This is a genomic window from Acidovorax sp. Leaf191 (assembly GCF_001424425.1).
Lineage (GTDB): Bacteria > Pseudomonadota > Gammaproteobacteria > Burkholderiales > Burkholderiaceae_C > Acidovorax.
The window spans coordinates 380,056-401,823 of the sequence record NZ_LMPT01000022.1 but is presented as its reverse complement, the minus strand read 5'-3'; the positions used below and the strand labels follow the sequence as shown (position 1 = coordinate 401,823).

At 67.5% G+C, this 21,768-nt stretch carries 6 protein-coding genes and 3 pseudogenes; 7 read left to right on the top strand and 2 right to left on the bottom strand.

The window, feature by feature from the left end; all coding sequences use genetic code 11:
• Positions 1-150: 150 nt before the first annotated feature.
• Entirely contained in the window at positions 151-618 is a 468-nt protein-coding gene (locus tag ASG27_RS24205) for a CopD family protein (RefSeq protein WP_056417132.1), read from the bottom strand.
• Between the two features lie 264 nt (positions 619-882).
• Complete coding sequence (locus ASG27_RS24200; protein WP_056417136.1) at positions 883-2,256, bottom strand: sensor domain-containing protein; 1,374 nt, start codon at positions 2,254-2,256, stop codon at positions 883-885.
• Between the two features lie 1,146 nt (positions 2,257-3,402).
• Between ASG27_RS24200 and ASG27_RS27065 the strand changes: the two are divergent.
• The 7 genes and pseudogenes from ASG27_RS27065 to ASG27_RS24175 all read left to right on the top strand — a co-directional run.
• Positions 3,403-7,350, top strand: a pseudogene (locus tag ASG27_RS27065) (Ig-like domain-containing protein); the annotation flags it as partial.
• Positions 7,247-12,910: pseudogene (locus ASG27_RS27735) on the top strand (Ig-like domain-containing protein); the annotation flags it as partial. The pseudogenes ASG27_RS27065 and ASG27_RS27735, both read left to right, overlap by 104 nt.
• Before the next feature lie 28 nt (positions 12,911-12,938).
• Positions 12,939-13,442 (top strand): annotated as a pseudogene (locus ASG27_RS28055) (Ig-like domain-containing protein); the annotation flags it as partial.
• A gap of 204 nt (positions 13,443-13,646) precedes the next feature.
• Positions 13,647-16,574, top strand: coding sequence for an Ig-like domain-containing protein (locus tag ASG27_RS27940; protein WP_442854370.1), 2,928 nt, complete (start codon positions 13,647-13,649; stop codon positions 16,572-16,574).
• A 170-nt stretch (positions 16,575-16,744) separates the two neighbouring features.
• Entirely contained in the window at positions 16,745-18,046 is a 1,302-nt protein-coding gene (locus tag ASG27_RS24185) for a TolC family protein (protein ID WP_156371491.1), read from the top strand.
• A 197-nt stretch (positions 18,047-18,243) separates the two neighbouring features.
• Positions 18,244-20,376: an ATP-binding cassette domain-containing protein gene (locus ASG27_RS24180; RefSeq protein ID WP_082493107.1), complete on the top strand. Its 2,133-nt coding sequence runs from the start codon at positions 18,244-18,246 to the stop codon at positions 20,374-20,376.
• A gap of 14 nt (positions 20,377-20,390) precedes the next feature.
• Positions 20,391-21,620 (top strand): HlyD family type I secretion periplasmic adaptor subunit, encoded by a 1,230-nt coding sequence (locus ASG27_RS24175; RefSeq protein ID WP_082486144.1) that lies wholly within the window; start codon positions 20,391-20,393, stop codon positions 21,618-21,620.
• Positions 21,621-21,768 lie beyond the last annotated feature (148 nt).

The window sequence follows — 21,768 nt, the reverse complement described above, 5'->3', positions numbered from 1 at the left end:
CGATGGTAGAGGACCCGCAAGGCCGGGGTATGTCAGCAGAGAGCTTGTCCGCCACTTGTGTGGGTGAACCTTGGGGCCGCCTGGCAGCGCCCGCGTTTTTGTGCGCGCAGCCCCATGTCGCCCGCAGCGGACATGATGCCTGGTGCTGCGCTACAGCAGCACGGTGACGACCACGATCACCACGCCCAGCGCCAGGTTCACCCCCACCCACTGGCGGATGCTGGCCATGGCCTGGCCGCCCGCGGGCCAGTCGGACGCTGCCACCGCGCGTTGCAGGCGCTTGAACAGTGCGAAGCGGATGTGGCCGAAGATGGCCATCATCACGATGCCCAGCGTGGCCATGATCGTCCAGTCGAGCGGCATCGCAAAGGCGCCGCCGGACTGCACCGTCTGCTTGGCCACCCGGCCGATCATCCAGAGCCCGCTGGCGAGCGCCACCACGACCGCCACCGTCACGGCCGCCAGAAAGCGCTGCAGCACGTCGTGCATCAAGCGCAGTCGTTGCGGCGGCTCCAGCGATTGGGCAGCGGGGCGCAGGAAGAAATGGGCGAAGACCATGCCGCCGATCCACACGATGATGGACAGGATGTGAGCGAGCTTGAGGGCGTTGTAGAGCATGGTCGTGCGTGGTTGTGGGAGCTTGTGGGGATGCGCCGGCCCGGAGCCGGGGAGGGTGTGCGGACTTTCAGCCCGCTGCCGATTGTGCCGTGGGAGTGCCTTGCAGCCACCCTAGGCAGCGCAGGGCCATATGGATTCGGATGTCGACACCGGGAGGCGGCGGGCAACGTGGCGTGGCGGGGCCGGTAGTGCCAAGGGCTGGACCCCGTTTGCAGGCAGCGTCAATGGGCGCGCCACTGCGGGCGAGCCGGTGATTCACGCGGGTCACGGCGCGGCCATATGGTGCTGTACCGCGACGCACACCTGGTTGCCCCCGTTTTTCTTGGCCATGTACATGGCCTCGTCCGCATGGGTCAGCAGCAGGTGGGCGTCCGTGCCGTGCTTGGGGTAGACGGCTATGCCGATGCTCGGCTGCATGGCCACGCTGTGGCCGCCCAGGTCGAAGGCGTCACCAAACGCCGCCAGAATCTTGCCTGCCACGGCACTGGCGTGGTCGCTCGCGTGGCCGGACTCCAGCAGCACCACGAACTCGTCGCCGCCCAGGCGTGCCACGGTGTCGGAGCCGCGCACGCAGCCTTGCAGGCGCTGCGCCACCCGCTGCAGCAACAGGTCCCCCATCGCATGGCCCAGGGTGTCGTTGACGTCCTTGAAGCGGTCCAGGTCGATGAACAGCAGCGACAGCAGGCGGTCGTCCCGCCGCGCGCGGGCCAGTGCCGTGCCCAGGCGGTCCAGAAACAGCTGCCGGTTGGGCAACTGGGTGAGCTGGTCGTACTGCGCCATGCGTTCGAGACGCTCGTGCATCTGCTTGCGCTCGATGGCTGCCGCCACCTGGGTCGACACGAACTGCAGCAGCTCCTTGTCCTTGTGGGTGTACCGCCCTTGGTCGCTGTAGCTTTGCAGCACGAGCGCGCCCAGCACGCCGTTCTGGGTGGACAGCGGCACGGCCAGCCAGTAGAGCGGGGCGCCCGGCGCGGGTTGCGGCGTGGGGAGGACGCGGTGGGTATCGGGGGTGATGAGCAGGGTGGTGCCGGTGTGGATGACCTCGCGGCACAGCCGGATCTGCTCTTCGGACACGGGCGCCGGCGCCGCAGATGCGGGTGCGTCGCCGGGATGCACGTGGTATGGAAAGCTCAGCGTATCGCTGCCCGCGTCGTACAGCGCCACCGAAAAGTGCGCTGCATGCAGCAGCACGCCCACGATCTCGTGGATGCGCTGGAACAGCGACTCCAGCGTGCGCGCGGCATGCGCGGCTTCGGAGATTTCATAGATCGCCGATTGCATGGACTCGGTGAACTTGCGCTCCGTGATGTCGTGCGCCACCGCCAGGCGCACCTGCCGGTCGGGCAACCAGCGGGCCGTCCAGCGGATGTGGGCCACGCTGCCGTCCTTGCGCACGTAGCGGTTTTCGAACTGCAGCTGCAATTGGCCGTCCATCACACGCTGCGCCTGCTGGCTGGTGGTGGGCAGGTCCTCGGGGTGCACCAGGTCGAGCATGCGCAGCCCGACCGCTTCCTGCGGGGTGTAGCCGAAGATGCGCTCGAACGCCGGGCTCACGAAAACGATGGTGCTGTCCGGCTGGACGATGCAGACCGCGTCCAGCAACAGATCGACGACATTCACGGAGGAGATGCTTTGCATGCGCTGGGCGTTACTGGGTGTGCGAAGGGAGAACGCCCATTGTGCAGTGCTGCGCGGCGATTGCTGTCCCCTGTGTGCGCACAGCCCCCATGCGCTCCGGGCTGGACACTTGTTGAACAACACAAAGTGGTGCCAGATTGCGTGCGCCAGGACGGCTGCGTGCCATTCACTGCTGACGTTGTCCACGCCCTCGCGTGGGATGGCGCTGCCCTGCGCGCCGGCAGCAGTTCAACCGAGTTCCATCAGTGCTGGCACGGCTTGCTGGCGGAACGCTGCAATCACTCCTGCCGTGTGCCTGCATTTGGTAGAAGCTGCGGCGGCAGGGAGTCACGAACAACTGAAATCCTGTTGCGCGGTATTGCAAAACAATATGCCGTTGCACTTGGTTTATTCAGCTAAAAGTGTTTTTTCAAAAAAAATGCCTGTTGCAATCGTTCTCATCAGCACATTGTTGTGTTGATGGCGTCTTTTTGGAATTTGCGGCATCCGGTCCACAAAGATAATTCACTTTCTTGTTGAATCACGGTTGTTGAATCGCTCCATCCTTGACCGCCTCGTTGAATTTTCTGAACCTGCACGGCATGCAGTCATGGCCCATCCTGTCCGGGTGGCCTTGGCCATGTTGGAACGGCTCGCGTTTCATGATTTCGACCATTGCTTTCAGTCCCACGGGTGTGGCAAGTCGCCGTCAGTCACGTGCGGCGCGCCAGGCAGTTGGGTGGTTGATGGCCAGAGCAGATTCATCGTGCCGTAACGATAGCCCCCCCAAATCAGGGCAGGCTCCAACAATAACTGCAGTGCAAAGCCATGGGGCTCCATGCATCGTGAAATCAGCGTTCATGCAGTTTATTTTCAATGCTTCAAACCTCGATTCAACGGCTTTGACCATCTCTTGCGCAAAGCCTGCCGCCAGCGATTTGCAAATGCTTGGCAACTCTGGCGCATGGGGGTTTTAGCTATTTGGGCTGGTTTGTAATCGCGCGTACGAATGGAATGCCAAATAACAAGAACGATCCGTGTGGATCGTTTCATTTGATTTTCATTTTTGCGGCTTCATCAAATTTGTAGTATTGATTTATTTTCCTGCCGCTGCTTATGTCGGTTGGGCAATACTTTGTGCTTATTATATTACCTGATTGAAATAAAATGAACGCTGAAGTCTATGCATCCGTAGTAAAAATAGATAAATCCTCTGCATCTGGCGGGGTCAGCATCGAAAGATCACTGGCGCCGAAAACAGTGGCGACCCCAGGCCAAGGCGTGGCCAGAATCAGCGCACGGGGAGGCGTCACCATCGAACTCATGCAGGCGGACACGCAGAGAGCCCCTCAAGTAGTCAAGGTCCGTCGGGTCGGCACTGATCTGCAAGTGGACTTCCTGGAAGACGGCACCGGCAGTTCCGACCTGATCATCGAGGACTTTTATGACCAGGATGGGTCGCGGTTGGTGGGCTATGGCAAGGACGGTGTCGTCTATGACTACATGCCCCAGGCCGGTGGTGCCGACCAAGGGGTGGCTGGACTGATCGATGGTGGCGAAGGCGCCGTGCAGGTTCTGGGCGATTCGGCTGCGCTAGCCGGTGCGGGCGAGGGGTTCGCCGCCCTGCCGATGCTGCTGGTGGGTGGGGCAGCGCTGTCGACCGTGGCCATTGCCACGCAAAATACCAACCCGCCTCCGGCTGCGGCACCCGTACCCCCCAAGCCCGGCGCGCCCACCAGCTACAACGACAATTCCGCGCCCGTCGTCAATGCCCGCAGCACTTCGGCGGCCACCAACGACACCACGCCTGGGTTGAACATCGGCGCCGGCTTGATCAATCCAAAGCTGTATGTGAATGGCAAGGAGGTCGCAGCTACCTACGATGCGACCACCGGCACACTCACGCCCAACGTGCCCTTGCCTGAAGGCTCCTACAAGCTCACTTACACCTACGCCAACAGCGACGGCGTCTACAGCGAGCAAAGTCCCCCGCTGGAGTTCGTGGTGGACACCACGGCACCGGCCAAGCCGGCCGCGGCCACGGGCTACAACGACAACGTCGGCACAGCGCAAAACGCCAGCAGCACCGCCGCAACGACCGACGACAGCACCCCGGGTCTGAACATCGGCCTGGGCCATGCCGGGGCCAGACTGTACGTGGATGGCGTACAGGTGCCTGCAACCTACGATGCCGAAACTGGCACCCTGACGCCCAGCACCCCGCTGGCGGACGGCGCGCACAAAATCACTTACACCGTCAGCGATGAGGCTGGCAATGAGAGCGTCCAGAGCGATCCGATATCGGTCTCTGTCAACACCGTCACGGTGCCCAAGCCGGCCACGCCCACGGGCTACGACGACAATGCCGCACCCATCATCAATACCCAAAGCGCGGCATCCACCACCAACGACACCACGCCAGGGCTGAAAGTGGGCACGGGCCTGAGCAACCCGAAGCTGTATGTGGACGGCGCCGAGGTCTCCGCCACCTACGACGCAGCGACGGGCACGCTCACACCAACGTCGCCGTTGTCCGAAGGACGGCACAGCCTGACCTATGCCACCACCAACGCCTCGGGCACGTTGAGCGAGCGCAGCGACCCCCTGGTGCTGACGGTGGACACGACGCCCCCGGCCACGCCGACCGCGGCGCCTGTGGGCTATAAGGACGACGTGGGGTCCGTGCAAAGCGCCAGCAGCACCGCTGCCGCGACCGACGACACCAGGCCAGGCGTTCTGGTGGGCCAGAACCTGACGGATGCGCCCAAACTGTATGTGGACGGTGTGCAGGTCACCGCAGTGTACGATGCTGCCACAGGCACGCTCACGCCCAGCACGGCGCTGGCCGAGGGTGCGCACAGCATCACCTACACGCTGACCGACGCGGCCGGCAACGAAAGCGGCAAGAGCCCGGCGCTCAGCCTCACCGTCGACACCAGTGCGCCGGTGGCAGGCAGCGAAGGCACCTTGACGGTGACGGACGACGTGGGCGCTGTCCGGGGCGAAATTGCCCGCGGCGGAGTCACCGATGACGCAAAACCCACCTTCAAGGGCACGGGGACAGGGGCCGACGTGGTCAAGGTCAATGTGTATGACAGCAACACGCTGGTCGGCAGCGCCACGGGCAGCAATGGCAACTGGAGTTTCGAGCCCACGGTGCCGATGAGCAGCGGCGACCACACCCTGACGGCGCGCCCGGTGGACGCGGCAGGCAACGAAGGTCCTGCCAGCACCGGATGGAACTTCAAGGTGCAAGGGGACACGCCGCAGGCACCGTCCATCACGGGCGTGACCGACAACACAGGCAGCGTGACGGGGAGCCTTGCCAGAAACGCAACGACAGATGACACCACCCCCACGGTCACCGGCACCGCGACGGCAGGTGCCACCGTCAAGCTGTATGCCAACGGCCAGGAGGTAGGCTCCACCACGGTGGCGGCCGACGGCAGCTGGACAGTGACAAGCAGCGCGCTCACCGGCGACGGCACCAAGCTGCTGACGGCCAAGACCATCGATGGCGCCGGCCAGTCGAGTGCCGAGGCGGTCGCCTACCCGATCGTGCTGGACACGACCGCCCCGACCAAGCCAGTTGTGGCGGCTGCGACCGACGACCAGGGCGCAGTCGTCGGTACCATCGCCAACGGCGGTTCGACCGATGACACCACCCCGGCGTTGAGCGGCTCGGGCACGCCCGGCGACACCATCAAGGTGTACGACAACGGCACCTTGCTCGGCAGCACGCAGGTGCAGGGCAACGGCACCTGGAGCTTTGCGCCAGCCGCGCCGCTGAGTAACGGCGCGCACGCCATCACCAGCACGGCGACGGATGCCGCCGGCAATACCAGTGCTGCCAGCGACCCCCTGAACATCACGGTGGATACGACCGCGCCTGGGGCAGGTAGCGAGGGGAGCCTCACGCTGCTGGACGACGTCGGTGCCGTCAAGGGCGAGATCGCCCGCGGAAGCATGACCGACGACGCACGCCCCACCTTCAAGGGCATGGGGGCCGGTGCCGACGTGGCCAAGGTGAACGTGTATGACGGCGCCACGCTGCTGGGCAGCGCCACGGTGAGCAACGGCAGCTGGGCGTTCGAGCCCGCAACCCCGCTGGCCAGTGGAGACCACACCCTGACTGCGCGACCCGTGGACGCTGCGGGCAACGAAGGCCCGGCGAGCGCCGGGTGGAACTTCAAACTGCTGGGCGATGCACCGGCGCAGCCGGCCATCACCGGCGTGGGCGACAACGCGGGCGGTGTGCAGGGCAATATCGCCAAGGGCGCGACGACCGACGACGCGACCCCCACGGTCAGCGGGACCGGCACGGCCGGAACCACCGTCAAGCTGTACGCAGACGGCGTGGAAGTGGGCTCGACCACGGTGGCGCAGGACGGCACCTGGAGGGTGACCAGCAACACCCTGTCCGGCGACGGCACCAAGCTGTTCACGGCCAAGGCCATCGACGGTGCGGGCCAGTCCAGCGCCGAGACCGGTGCCTACCCCATCGTGCTCGACACCACGGCGCCCGCCAAGCCGGGCGTGGCCGCAGCGACCGATGACCAGGGAGCGGTGCAGGGCCCCGTGACGAGTGGCAGCACCACCGACGACGCCACCCCGACGCTCAGTGGCTCCGGCACGCCGGGCGACACCGTCAAGATCTACGACAACGGCACGCTGCTGGGCAGCGCCGTCGTGCAGGGCAACGGCAGCTGGAGCTTCACGCCGACGGCGCCACTGGGCAGTGGCGCACACGCCATCACCACCACGGCCACCGACGCGGCAGGCAATACCGGCACGGCCAGCGACCCGCTGAACTTCACGGTCGACACCAGCAACGTCACCGTATCGGTGGGCAAGGCGGTTGACGATGCGGGCAGCAAGCGGGGCGATCTGGCCAACGGCGCCAGCACGGACGACACCACCCCCACGCTGGTGGGTACCGCAGCTGCCGGCGCCACCGTCACCGTCAAGGAAGGCGGTGCCACGCTGGGCACGGCCACCGCCGACGCCAGCGGTGCATGGAGCTTCACGCTGCCAGTGCAGACGCAGGGCCAGCACAACTACACCATCGAGGCACGCAACGCGGCGGGCACCACCGGCAGCACCAGCTTCGCGCTCGCGGTCGACACCACGCCCCCTTCGGCACCAGCCATCGGTGGTGCCAGCCAGCACCGACGACACCACGCCCACGCTGTCGGGCTCGGGCGGAACGGCCGGCGACACCATCAAGGTCTACGACAACGGCTCGCTGCTGGGCACCACCACCGTGCAGGCCAACGGCAGCTGGAGCTTCACGCCGCTCACGCCGCTGACCGACGGCAGCCACCCGCTGACGGTGACTGCCACCGACTCTCAGGGCAACGAAAGCACGCCGAGCGCAGCCTACACGCTGAAGGTGGACACGGCGGCTCCGACAACCCCGGCGGCCGCACCCGCTGGCTACAAGGACGACGTGGGCGCGGTGCAAAGCGCCAACAGCACGGCGCCCGCCACGGATGACACGCGCCCCGGCATCCTGGTGGGCCAGAACCTCACCGATACGCCCAAGCTGTACGTGGACGGCGTGGCCGTGGCGGCCGCGTACGACCCCGCGACAGGCACCCTCACGCCCAGCACCGCACTGGCGGACGGCGCGCACACCTTCAGCTACACGCTGACCGATGCGGCGGGCAACGAAAGCGGCAAGAGCCCCGCACTGAGCCTCACGGTGGACACCAGTGCTCCTGCGGTGGGCAGCGAAGGCACCCTGACCCTCCTCGACGACGTGGGCGCGGTCCGGGGCGAAATCACACGCGGCAGCGTCACCGACGACGCACGCCCCACCTTCAAGGGCACGGGCGCCGGTGCCGATGTGGCCAAGGTCAACGTGTACGACGGCAGCACCCTGCTGGGCAGTGCCGTGGTCAGCAACGGCAACTGGATCTTCGAGCCGGCGACACCGCTGGCCAGCGGCGACCACACCCTGACCGCCCGCCCGGTGGATGCGGCCGGCAACGAGGGCCCGGCCAGCACCGGGTGGAACTTCAGGCTGCTGGGCGACGCGCCGGCAGCGCCAGCGATCACGGGGGTGAGCGACGACGCGGGCAGCGCCACCGGCAGCATCGCCAAGGGGGCGACGACCGATGACACCACCCCCACGGTCAGCGGCACGGGCACGGCGGGCACCACCGTCAAGCTGTACGCAGATGGCGTGGAAGTCGGCTCGACCACGGTGGCGCAGGACGGCACCTGGCGGGTCACGAGCACTGCGCTCGCAGGCGACGGCGCCAAGCAGCTGACGGCCAAGGCCATCGACGGCGCGGGCCAGGCCAGCCCGGAGACCGGCACCTACACGATCGTGCTGGACACCACGGCACCCGCCAAGCCGGGCGTGGCGGTGGCGACGGATGACCAGGGCTCCGTGCAGGGGCCGGTCACCAACGGCGGCACCACCGACGACGCCTACCCGACGCTGAGCGGCTCCGGCACGCCGGGCGACACGGTCAAGGTCTACGACAACAACGGCAGCGGCGCCACCTTGCTGGGCACTGCGCAGGTGCAGCCCAACGGCAGCTGGAGCTTCACCCCCACGGCTCCGCTGGGCGGCGGTGCGCATGCCATCACCACCACGGCGACCGACGCGGCAGGCAACACCAGCGCCACCAGCGACCCGCTGAATTTCACCGTGGACACCAGCAACGTGAGCGTGTCGGTCGGCAAGGCCACGGACAACGCGGGCAGCAAGCAGGGCGACCTGGCCAACGGCGCCAGCACCGACGACACCACGCCCACCCTGGTGGGCACCGCTGCGGCCAACGCCACAATCACCGTCAAGGAAGGCGCCACCACGCTGGGTACCGCCACGGCCGACGCGAACGGAGCCTGGAGCTTTACCCTGCCCACACAGGCGCAGGGTTTGCACAACTACACCGTCGAGGCGCGCAACGCCGCTGGCACCACCGGCAGCACCAGCTTCGGCTTGACGATCGACACCACGGCGCCCGCGGTGGCGTCCATCGGGGACGTTGCGGACGACGTGGGCACGGTGCAAGGTCCGGTCGCCAACGGCGCCAGCACCGACGACACCACGCCCACGCTCTCGGGCACCGGTGCCACGGCGGGCGACACCATCAAGGTCTATGACAATGGCGTGCTGCTGGGCAGCACACAAGTCAGGCCGGGTGGCGGCTGGAGCTTCACGCCGCAGACACCCTTGACCGACGGCAGCCACCCGCTGACGGTGACTGCGACCGACCCGCAGGGCAACGAAAGCACGCCGAGCGCGGCCTACACGGTCCGGGTGGATACGGCGGCTCCGACCACCCCGGCGGCCGCACCCGCTGGCTACAAGGACGACGTGGGAGCAGTGCAAAGTGCCAACAGCACGGCGCCCGCCACCGACGACACCCGCCCGGGCATCCTGGTGGGCCAGAACCTCACCGACACGCCCAGGCTGTACGTGGACGGCGTGCAGGTGGCCGCGGTCTACGACCCCGCCACGGGCACTCTCACCCCCAGCACAGCGCTGGCCGAAGGTGCGCACACCGTCAGCTACACGCTGACCGACGCGGCGGGCAACGAGAGTGGCAAGAGCCCGGCGCTGAACCTGACGGTCGACACCAGTGCACCGACCGCAGGCAGCGAAGGCACCTTGACCCTGCTGGACGACGTGGGCGCTGTCAAGGGCGAGATCACCCCGGGCAGCATGACCGACGACGCGAAGCCCACCTTCAAGGGCATGAACGCCGGCGCCGACGTGGCGAAGGTCAACATCTACGACGGCGCCACGTTGCTGGGCAGCGCGGTGGTGACCAACCGCAGCTGGAGCTTCGAGCCTTCCACCCCTCTGGCCAGTGGCGACCACAACTTCACGGCGCGCCCTGTCGACGCTGCAGGCAACGAAGGCCCCGCCAGCACCGGGTGGAACTTCAAGCTGCTGGGCGACGCCCCGCGGGAGCCCGCCATCACCGGCGTGAGCGACAACGCGGGCGGCGTGCAAGGCAATGTCGCCAAGGGCGCTGCCACCGACGACACCACGCCCACCGTCAGCGGAACGGGCGCCGCCGGCACCACCGTCAGGCTCTATGCCGACGGTGTGCAGGTGGGTTCGACCACCGTGGCGCAGGACGGCACCTGGCAGGTGACGAGCAGCGCGCTGGCAGGCGACGGCACCAAGCTGCTGACGGCCAAGGCCTTCGACGGCGCAGGCCAGTCGAGCACCGAAACCGGTGCCTACGCGATCGTGCTGGACACCACGGCACCGGCCAAGCCGGGCGTGCCCACGGCCAACGACGATCAGGGCGCTGTCCAGGGCCCCGTGGCCAGCGGCGGTACCACCGACGACGCCACCCCCACGCTGAGCGGATCGGGCACCCCCGGCGATACCGTCAAGGTGTTCGACAACGGCAACCTGCTGGGCAGTGCATCGGTGCAGGCCAACGGCAGCTGGAGCTTCACGCCCACATCGCAACTGGCCAGCGGCACGCACGCCATCACCACCACTGCCACCGATGCGGCGGGCAACACCAGTGCGGCCAGCGACCCGCTGAACTTCACGGTGGACACTGGCAATGTGAACGTTTCGGTCGGCAAGGCCACGGACAACGCAGGTACCAAGCAAGGTGATCTGGCCAACGGCGCGAGCACCGACGACACCACGCCCACGCTGGTGGGCACCGCGGCGGCCGGCGCCACGATCACCGTCAAGGAAGGCGGGACCACGCTGGGTACCGCCACCGCGGACGGCAGCGGGGCATGGTCGTTCACGCTGCCGCAGCAGGCGCAAGGCCCGCACAACTACACCGTGGAGGCGCGCAATGCGGCAGGCACCACCGGCAGTACCACCTTCGGCTTGACGATCGACACCACCCCCCCCACGGTGCCGTCCATCGGCGGCGTCACGGACGACGTGGGCACGGTGCAGGGCCCGGTGGCGAGCGGCGCCAGCACGGACGACACCACGCCGACGCTCACCGGCACGGCAGCCACGGCGGGAGACATCATCAAGGTCTACGACAACGGCGCACTGCTGGGCAGCACCACGGTGCAGTCCAACGGCAGCTGGAGCTTCACGCCCACCGCACCGCTGACCGAAGGCAGCCACCCGCTGACGGTGACCGCCACCGACCCGCAGGGCAACGAAAGCACCCCAAGCGCCGCCTACACGGTCCGGGTCGACACGACCGCACCGGCCGCGCCGGCCGCACCCGCGGCCTACAAGGACGACGTGGGCGCACTGCAAAGCGCCAACAGCACGGCACCGACCTCGGACGACACCCGCCCGGGCATCCAGGTCGGCGCCAACCTCACGGAGACGCCCAAGCTGTACGTGGACGGCGTGCAGGTGGCCGCAGCCTACGACCCGGCCACGGGTACGCTCACACCGTCAGCAGGGCTGGCGGACGGCGCACACACCTTCAGCTACACGCTGACCGATGCAGCCGGCAACGAAAGCGCCAAGAGCCCGGTGCTGAACATCACGGTGGACACGAGCGGCCCGGCCGCCGGCAGCGAAGGCACGCTCACGCTGCTGGACGACGTGGGCGCGGTCAAGGGCGAGATCGCCCGTGGCAGCATGACGGACGACGCGCGCCCCACCTTCAAGGGCACGGGTGTGGGTGCGGACGTGGCCAAGGTCAACGTCTACGACGGCTCCACGCTGCTGGGCAGCGCCGTGGTGACCAACGGCGCATGGAGCTTCGAGCCCGCCACCCCGCTGGCCAGCGGTGACCACAACCTGACCGCGCGGCCCGTGGACGCTGCGGGCAACGAAGGCCCCTCCAGTGCAGGCTGGAACTTCAAGCTGCTGGGCGACGCGCCAGCTCAGCCGGCCATCACCGGCGTGAGCGACAACGCAGGCAGCGTGACGGGACCGATCGCCAAGGGCGAAACGACGGACGACACCACGCCGACCGTCAGCGGGACGGGCACGGCCGGCACCACCATCAAGCTGTATGCGGATGGCCAGGAAGTAGGCTCCACCACCGTGGCGGCCAATGGCACCTGGACGGTGACGAGCAATGCCCTGGCCGGCGACGGCACCAAGCTGCTGACGGCCAAGGCCATCGACGGCGCGGGCCAGTCCAGTGCCGAGACGGGTGCCTATGCCATCGTGCTGGATACCACTGGTCCGGCCAAGCCGGGCGCGCCCACAGCCACAGACGACCAGGGCGCCGTGCAAGGCACCGTCGCCAACGGCAGCACAACCGACGACGCCACCCCGACCTTCAGCGGCTCGGGCACGCCAGGGGACACCGTCAAGGTCTACAACAACGGCACGCTGCTGGGCAGCGCCGCCGTGCAAAGCAACGGCAGCTGGAGCTTCACCCCCACCACGCAGCTGGCCAGCGGCGCGCACGCCATCACCGCCACGGCGACCGATGCGGCGGGCAACACCAGCGCCACGAGCGACCCGCTGAACTTCACGGTGGACACGAGCAACGTCACCGTGTCGGTGGGCAAGGCCACGGACAACGCCGGCAGCAAGCAGGGCGACCTGGCCAACGGCGCGAGCACCGACGACACCACGCCCACGCTGGTGGGCACGGCGGCGGCCAATGCGACCATCACCATCAAGGAAGGAGCGACCACCCTCGGTACGGCCACGGCCGACGCCAACGGTGCGTGGAACTTCACCCTGCCGGCGCAGGCGCAAGGCCCCCATAACTACACCGTGGAGGCGCGCAACGCCGCGGGCACGACCGGCAGCACGACCTTTGGCTTGACCATTGACACCACGGGCCAGCACCGACGACACCACGCCCACGCTGTCGGGCTCGGGCGGAACGGCCGGCGACACCATCAAGGTCTACGACAACGGCTCGCTGCTGGGCACCACTACCGTGCAGGCCAACGGCAGTTGGAGCTTCACGCCCACGGCACCGCTGACCGAAGGCAGCCACCCGCTGACGGTGACTGCCACCGACCCGCAGGGCAACGAAAGCACGCCCAGTGCGGCCTACACGGTCCGGGTCGACACGGCGGCACCGGCCACGCCCGCGTCCGCACCTGTGGGCTACAAGGACGATGTCGGCGCGGTGCAGAGCGCCAACAGCACGGCGCCGACCACGGACGACACCCGCCCCGGCATCCTGGTGGGCCAGAACCTGACGGACACCCCCAAGCTGTATGTCGATGGCGTGCCGGTGGCCGCAGCCTACGATCCGGCCACCGGCACGCTCACGCCCACGGCCGGGCTGGCGGACGGCGCACACACCTTCAGCTACACGCTGACCGATGCGGCGGGCAACGAAAGCGGCAAGAGCCCGGCACTGAGCATCACGGTGGACACCGGTGCCCCAGTGGCCGGAGCAGCGCCGACGAGCTACGACGACAATTCCGCGCCGGTCACCAATGCCAACAGCACGGCACCGGCCACCAACGACACCACTCCCGGCATCAACATCGGCACCGGCCTGACCAACCCCAAGCTGTACGTGAATGGCACGGCGGTGGCCGCGACCTACAACGCGGCGACGGGCACACTCACGCCCAACGTCGCGCTGGCCGACGGGACCTACAACCTGACCTACACGTCCGCCAACAGCGCCGGCACGGACAGTGCCCAGAGCGGCCCCCTGGTGCTCAAGGTGGACACTACGCCACCGGCGGCGCCCACGATTGCCTTGGACCAGGACACTGCAGGCACTCAGACGGGTTCGTCGAGCGACGCCTACACAAGGAACGGGAGCTACACCGCAAGCGGCGTTGAGCAAGGCGCGGTCGTCCAGTACAGCCAGGACGGTACCAACTGGAGTGCGAGCAAACCCACCGCGGTAGAGGGGGCCAACACGATTAGCGTTCGCCAGATCGATGCAGCGGGCAATGTGAGCGGCAGCAACTCGGTGTCATTCACTCTGGACACGAGCACCGCTGCGCCCAGTCAGACAACGGCGCAGAACGTCTTCGTTGGTACCACGCCGTCCTTTGTGCTGACTGGACAGCAGGTCAACACCACCACGGCGGGCGACCAGTCCGGTCCCGTCACGGTGAAGACCAGCAACGGCGGCTATTTCACAGCCTGGTACGACAACGCACTGAACGACCCTGCAGGCGCGGTGCACGGGCAGTATTACACCGCCAATGGCATCAAGATCGGCAATGAGCTGACTTTTGGTGGCGGCAACTGGCAGGTCAACGGCAATGGCTATGCCAACATGCCGATGCTGAGCGCCGTGGCGCTGGACAATGGCAAGGTGGTACTGTCGTGGCAGACCGAGGACTCCAACGGCGGTGTGGGTGGCGGCGGCTCCAACGCCACCAGCGAAGTGGCCTATGCAACGGCCACCCTGACAGGCAGCACGGCTTCGGCAGGTGCACCTACGTTGGCGAACACGACACTGGCTGGAAACCAGTCCGGCCCGGCCATGGTGGCCACCAAGGACGGCGGATTCTTCATGGCCTGGTACAACGCGGACGACGCGGACCCTCAAGGCGTAGTGCGTGGGCAGTTCTTTGACGCCAATGGAAGCAAGACCGGTGGGGAGCTCCAACTGGGTAGCTGGCAGGTCAATGGTGATTCCTGGGCTGTGGGTCAGCCACCGCTGAGCGCCGTGACACTCAGCAATGGCAGCATCGCTGTGGCATGGACGGCCGAAGGCGGCACAGCAGGCCCCAACACGGGATCGACCGAAGTAGCCCAGGTCGTGGTGTCCAGCTCGGGCACCGTGGGCCCGCAATCCGTGGCCAACACCACGACAGCAGGCAACCAGGGCGCGCCGGTGATGGTGGCGACCAGCGATGGCGGTTACTTCCTCGCCTGGTTCAACGACGACAGCAGCGTCAAAGGCGGCCAAGGCCAGATCAGCGGCCAGTACTTCAATGCCAGTGGCAGCAAGGTCGGTGGTGAAGTGGCCCTGGGTACCTGGGTGGTCAATGAAAACACCCAGGTCGACATGCCCTTCCTGACGGCCACCGCGCTCAAAGGTGGCAAGGTCGCTGTGGGCTGGCAAACCGAAGACAGTACCAACAACACCGGCCCCACGGATACCAACGAGGCAGCGATGGTGGTGGTGAGCAACAACGCTGGAGCGGTGACGGTGAGTGCCCAAACCATGATCAATACGACCACGGCAGGCAACCAGTCCCCACCGACCGTGGTGGGACTGGACACCGGCGGATTCTTTGCTGCCTGGTATGACGATTCCTGGGCTGACCCCGGAAATTCCGTGATCCGCGGTCAGTATTTCGATGCCCAGGGCGCGAAGGTCGGTAGCGAAATACTGGTGAGCAACTACCGGGCGGAACTCAGCGACGCCGGAGAGCAGCCACCGCTGCACGTCACCGCGTTGGTCGGTGGCAAGGTGGTGGTGTCCTGGAACACCGAGGCTGACGATGCCAGGGACGGCAGCGGTGCCGCTGTCTATCAGGCCATCATCGACATGCCAGCCACGACAGTGGTCAATGGCACGGCGGAACTGAACAGTACGGTGACGCTGAAGGACGGTGCCGGCACGGTCCTGGGTACGACGGTGACCGATGCGCAAGGACAGTGGCAGATCACGACGAGCGATGTGCAGGACAGCACCAAGCCGCTGTATGCGACCGTGGTCGACAAGGCTGGCAACAGCGTGACCAAGCCCATCAACTTCACGCCGCCCGTGGTGCTGGACCTGAACCACGATGGCCGCATCGAATACGGCCATGTGGTGATGGACGTGACCGGCGACGGCGTGGCCGAGCGCACCACCTGGACGGGCGCCCATGATGGCGTGCTGGTGTGGGACAAGCATGGCGACGGCCTGGTGCACGACAGCAGCCAGTACGCCTTCACGCAGTACGGCGGCAGCACCGACCTGCAGGGGCTGGCGGTGGGCTTCGACACCAACCAGGACGGCGTGTTCGATGCCCACGACCGGCAGTTCTCGCAGTTTGCGGTGTGGCGCGACGCCAACCAGAACGGCGTGAGCGATGCGGGCGAGGTCCGGTCGCTGGCCGACTGGGGCATCACCTCCATCGGCCTGACCAGCGATGGCCAGGTGCGGCACAGCGACGGTGTGATCGAGCTGGGCCGCACCTCCGCCACGATGGCGGACGGTTCGTCCATGTTGGTCGCGGATGCGATGTTCGCCCACGAAACGCTGGACTCCCTGCTGCACAACGCCATGGGCACCCAGGGCGCGGATGCGAGCAAGGGCGGGGCGGCGGCCAGCGCGACGGCGGTCACACCTTCGGAGGTCAATGCCTATGCCCTCAAGCCGCTGCTGGTGACGGTGGACGGCCACGATGCAGGGCGACTGGATGACGCTGGCGCGAAGAGCGGGGGTGCGACGGCCTCTGTGGACAACCCCACCCATGAGGCGTGGAACGGCACGTTGGCGCAACTGCTGGTCGACCAGCACGCCACGCTGCACCCGGTCCTCTGACGCTGGGTGCGACCGAAGCCACGGGCCACGAGGCCCGTGGCTGTTTCTCCTCTGTGCATCGAATGCCCGCCAACCCTGCTGTGGGCGCGGACGGGCGCGGCAGGCCAGCATGCAGGCATGTCAGTGAGCAATTGAGCCAGTGAGCAAGCAAGCAAGCAAGTGAGTGCGGATTGAAAAAGAGTAGTGCCTTGGTGGCCGTGGCCGCGGCCGCGCTGCGCGGATGCAGGGGCGTGGGCCTGGTCCTGTGCCTTCAGGTGGGCGGGGCGGCGCTCGCGCAGCCCACCGTCTCCCCGGTGTTGATGAACCTGATCCGGCAGACGGTGGAGTCGCATCCATCGGTGCGGATGGAGTCCGCCTTCGTGCGGGCCGCCAAGGAGGATGTGTCGGCAGCGGATTGGCAGCGTTTCCCCACGCTGGCCGCCCAGACGTCGTCCAACACCCCGCGGCTGTCCACCCAGCTCAGCCTGGAGCAGCCGCTGTGGACGGGCGGGCGCCTGGATGCGCAGCGGGACATGGCCCGGGCGCAAGAGGCTCTGCAGGCGGCCCAGAAGAGGGAGGTGCAGTACCAGCTTGCCTCCAAGGTCGTCGACTCCTGGGTCGCCATGGTGCAGGCGGATGAGCGCATTCGGGAGACCACCCGCACCATCGAGCAGCTCGACCGGTACAAGGCGCTGATACGCCGACGGGTGGAAGCCCAGGTGTCGCCGCAGATCGAGTTCACACTGCTCGAATGGCGCACCTTCCAGGCACGGGTGGACCTGCAGCAGACGCGCACGGCGCGCACGCTGTCCCGCAACCGCCTGCGCCAGCTGGTGGGGCGCGAGCCCGAGAGCGACACCGAGTGGGATGCCGAGCAGCCCCTGGCGGCGCTCGCGCTGGCTGCCTCCGACACCCGGCAGGCGCTGGGCCTGCAGATCGACGACGCCATCGACGTGCACCCCTCGGTGCGCAAGGCCCGGGAGCGGGCGCGGGTGGTGCAGTACCAGGCGGATATTCAGCGCGCCGGGCTCGGCCCCGAGGTGTACCTCAGGGCCCAGTACCGGGCGGGTGGCGCAGCGGTGCCGGGTGAGCGCAGCGTTTTCGTGGGCGTGCGCTACCAGCCGGGTGCGGGCTTGTCCTCGCTCGCGTTGAGCCGGGCAGCCTCGGAACGCGCCCAGGGGCAGGCCTTCGCGGCAGAGACAGTGCAGCGCGAGCTCAACGAGCAGATGCGCACCGATCTGGAGAACATGGCCAGCGCCCAGATGCGCGCCGAGGCCCTGGCCACGGCGGTGGAGTCGTCTGCGGCGGTGCTCGGCTCCAACGAAAAGCTGTTCGTCGCGGGCAAGCGCAGTTGGCAGGAAGTCCTCAACACCGTGCGGGAGGGCGGCGACAACCGCCTGGCGCTGGTCGATGCGCGTGCGGCGCTGCTGGCGGCGTCCTATCGGCTGCAGGTGGTGCGTGGCGACATGGATTGGCAGCGCAATGCCCCGTGATATCGCCATCGTCATCGCGGGTCCGGCGGGCCCCGCGGGCCCTGCAGACGCTCTGGGCCGATCTGGCCCTTCAAGTGCGACGGCACCCGCGCACCCGTCGCTGCTGCGTCTTCTTCGCCGACCTGTGTGGCCGCTTGTCAACCCCCTGGCTGCGCGCGCGATGCGTGTGAGGCCGTGTCCGGCTTGGTGCCTCTGCCATGAATAACAACAAGACCCAGGATTCCCTGGCGTGGGCGCTGGAGCGGCTGGCCCAACTGCAGGGCGTGAGCATCAATGTGATGCGCCTGCGCTCCGCCGTGGAGCGCCCGGCGCGCCTGGGTTCGGCGCCGGACGTGGCGGCGGTGTGCGCCAGCCTCGACCTGTCGGCACCCGTGGCGATGGACCACCCCGACCGCGTGATGCTGCCGCTGCTGTGCAAGACGCGCAGCGATGGCTGGGGCGTGGTCGTGGACCGCGACCCGCAGCAGCGGTGGGTGGTGGAGTTTGCCCACGGCACCCGCCCGGTGGAGGAGGCCGCGCTGAGCCAGACCGCCATGGTGGCGATGCGCCAGCGGGGCGCTGCCGCGCAGTCCGACACCTTCGAGGCGGTGCTCCAGCATGCGCTGCGCCAGTACCGGGGCGTGCTGGTCGAGGCCGCCCTCGCGTCGGTGTTCATGGGCCTGCTGGCGCTGGCGATCTCGCTGTTCTCGATGCAGGTCTACGACCGGGTGATCCCCACGCGCAGCGAGTACACCTTGATCATCCTGGGCCTGGGCGTGCTGCTGGCCATCCTGCTGGAGACGGCCATGAAGTTCGCGCGATCCCGGGTCATGGATTCGCTCACGGCGGGCCTGGACAGCCGGTTGTCGCGGGACATCTTCCAGCGCCTGCTCAGCATCCGCGTCGACCAGTTGCCTGGGTCGGTCGGCAGCCTGGCAGGGCAGATCCGCGGGTACGAGCAGGTGCGGGGGTTCTACACCGGCAGCACGCTGTTCGCGCTGGTGGACTTTCCGATGGCGCTGCTGTTCCTGGCGGTGCTGATGGTGATCGGGCACCCGCTGGTGGCCCTGGTGCCCCTGGTCTGCGGACTGCTGGCCTTGCTGGTCGGCGTGAGCCGGCACCGGCGGGTGAACGCCTTGGCCCAGCAGGGGCTGTCGGCCGCCAGCCGCAAGACCGGCCTGCTGGTCGAGGTGGTGGAGGGCGCCGAGACCATCAAGGCGGGCGTCGGCGGCTGGAAGTTCCTCTCGCGCTGGATCGGGGTGAACAGCGACACCATCCGGCAGGACCTGGACATGCGCCATGTGAGCGAGGGCGCGGGGTACTTGGCGGCCATGCTGCAGCAGTTCAGCTATGTGGGCATCGTGATGCTCGGCTCCTGGGTCATCATCAATGGGGGCATGACGATGGGCGCCCTGATCGCCTGCTCCATCATTGGTGGCCGCATCATGGCGCCGCTGGTGGCGCTGCCGGGCCTGATCGTGCAGCACGCCCACGCGCAGGCGGCGACGCGCTCGCTCGAGAAGCTCTATGCGCTGCAGGCCGACAACCACGGCGTGCCGCGCCCCTTGCTGCCCCACAAGCTGCACGGCCACTATGTGCTGCAGGAGGTGGCGTTCGCCTACGGCCAGAATGCCGGCCCGGCCGTCTCCATCCAGAGCCTGACGATCCAGCCCGGCGAGAAAGTCGCGGTGATCGGGCCCATCGGCTCCGGCAAGTCCTCGCTGCTCAAGCTGCTGGCGGGGCTGTACCGGCCCACCGCGGGCAGGGTGCTGATCGACAGCCTGGACATGGCCCAGGTGAGCCAGCAGGTCATCAGCCAGCACATCGGCTACCTGCAGCAGGAGCACCGCCTTTTTCAGGGCACCTTGCGCGAGAACCTGCTCATCGGCATGCCCGATCCGGGCGACGACGCCATGCAGGCGTCCTTGCAGCGCTCGGGCTTGATCCAGCTGGTGGCGGGCCACCCCCGTGGGCTGGACTTGCCCATCCACGAAGGCGGCAAAGGGCTGTCGGGCGGCCAGCGGCAGCTGGTGGCCTTCACCCGCCTGCTGCTGACGCGCCCGGCGGTGCTGCTGCTCGACGAACCCACGGCCAACATGGATTCGGCGCAGGAAAAGCGCTGCCTGTCGGTGCTGGCCGAGGAAGTGGGCCCGGACAAGACGCTGGTGGTCGTGACCCACAAGCCCTGCGTGCTGCCGCTGGTGGACCGCATCGTGGTCGTGTCCGGCCACAAGGTGGTGATGGATGGACCGCGTGATGCCGTGCTGATGCGCTTGAAGAAAGCCTCGGAGCCCGTACCGGTGCAGCGGCACGATGCAGTAGCACCCGGCGTGGAGACAGTGACCGCATGAGGATCGAACCCAGGATGGACTCCGAAGCAACCGCCCGCGGCCTGGCGGTGCAGCCGCACCGCCACGCTGCCCATGCCAGCGCCGATGCCGACATCGCCGACCTGCTCGCGCCGCAGCGCCGCTCCCGCTGGACGCTGCGCGTGGCCATGGTGGGCATCGTCGCCCTGGTCACATGGGCCGCGTTTTCCAAGATCGACCAGGTCACGCGCGCACAGGCGCAGGTGATCGCCAGTGCCCGCACGCAGGTCATCCAGGCCGTGGACCAGGGGGTGGTGAGCCGCCTGCACGTGCGCGAGGGCGATGACGTGAAGGCAGGCCAGTTGCTGGTGACGCTGGAAAAGGCCCGGGCCGAAGCCGCGGTGGACGACGCGCAGTCCAAGGTCGCCGCCCTGCGGTCCGCGCTGGTGCGCCTGCGCGCCGAGGTGTATGGCGAGCCCCTGAAGTTCGACGCGGAACTGCTGGCCTATCCCGAATATGTGCGCAACCAGCGCGCCCTGTACGAGCGGCGCAAGCAGGCCATCGACGAGGACGTGGCCTCGCTGCGCGGCGCCATGGACCTGGCCAAGCAGGAGCTCGACATGAACCAGAAGCTCGTGGCCACCGGCGACGTGAGCCTGGCGGACGTGCTGCGGCTCAAGCGCACGGTCGCCGAGATCCAGGCACAGATCGCCAACAAGCGGAACAAGTATTTCCAGGACTCCCAGGCGGAGATGACCAAGGCCCAGGAGGACCTGAACACCCAGATCGAAACCGTGCGGGACCGCAAGCAGGTGATGGAGCACACCGAGCTGTTTGCGCCGCTGAACGGCCAGGTCAAGAGCATCCAGCTCACCACCGTGGGCGCGGTGGTCAAGCCCGGCGACGTGATCATGGAAATCGTGCCGACGGGTGAGGACCTGATCGTGGAGGCCAAGATCAGCACGGCCGACATCGCGTTCGTCGAGGTCGGCCAGGTCGCCAGCGTCAAGCTCGATGCCTACGACTACTCGATCTTCGGCACCATGAAGGGCGAGGTCTTCTACGTGAGCCCCGACACGCTGGAGGAAAACCGCCAGGGCAAGATGGAGCCCTACTACCGGGTGCAGATCCGCATCCGGGGCAAGGAGTTCACCAAGGGCAGCGACGTCAAGATCAGGCCGGGCATGACGGCCTCCGTCGACATCAAGGCGATGGAGCGGACGGTGTTGAGCTACCTGACCAAGCCCCTGACCAAGACGTTGTCGCAATCGATGGGTGAGCGGTGAAGGTGACGGTGATGGCTCCCGCGGCTCCCGTCACCGGGGCGGGTTGCCGAGCGCTGCCTTTGGTGTGGCGCGCTGGCGCATTTAAGAGACTGCGGGCATGCGCCGCCACCGCGGCACCGCAGCACCGCGGCACAGCGGCACCGCGGCA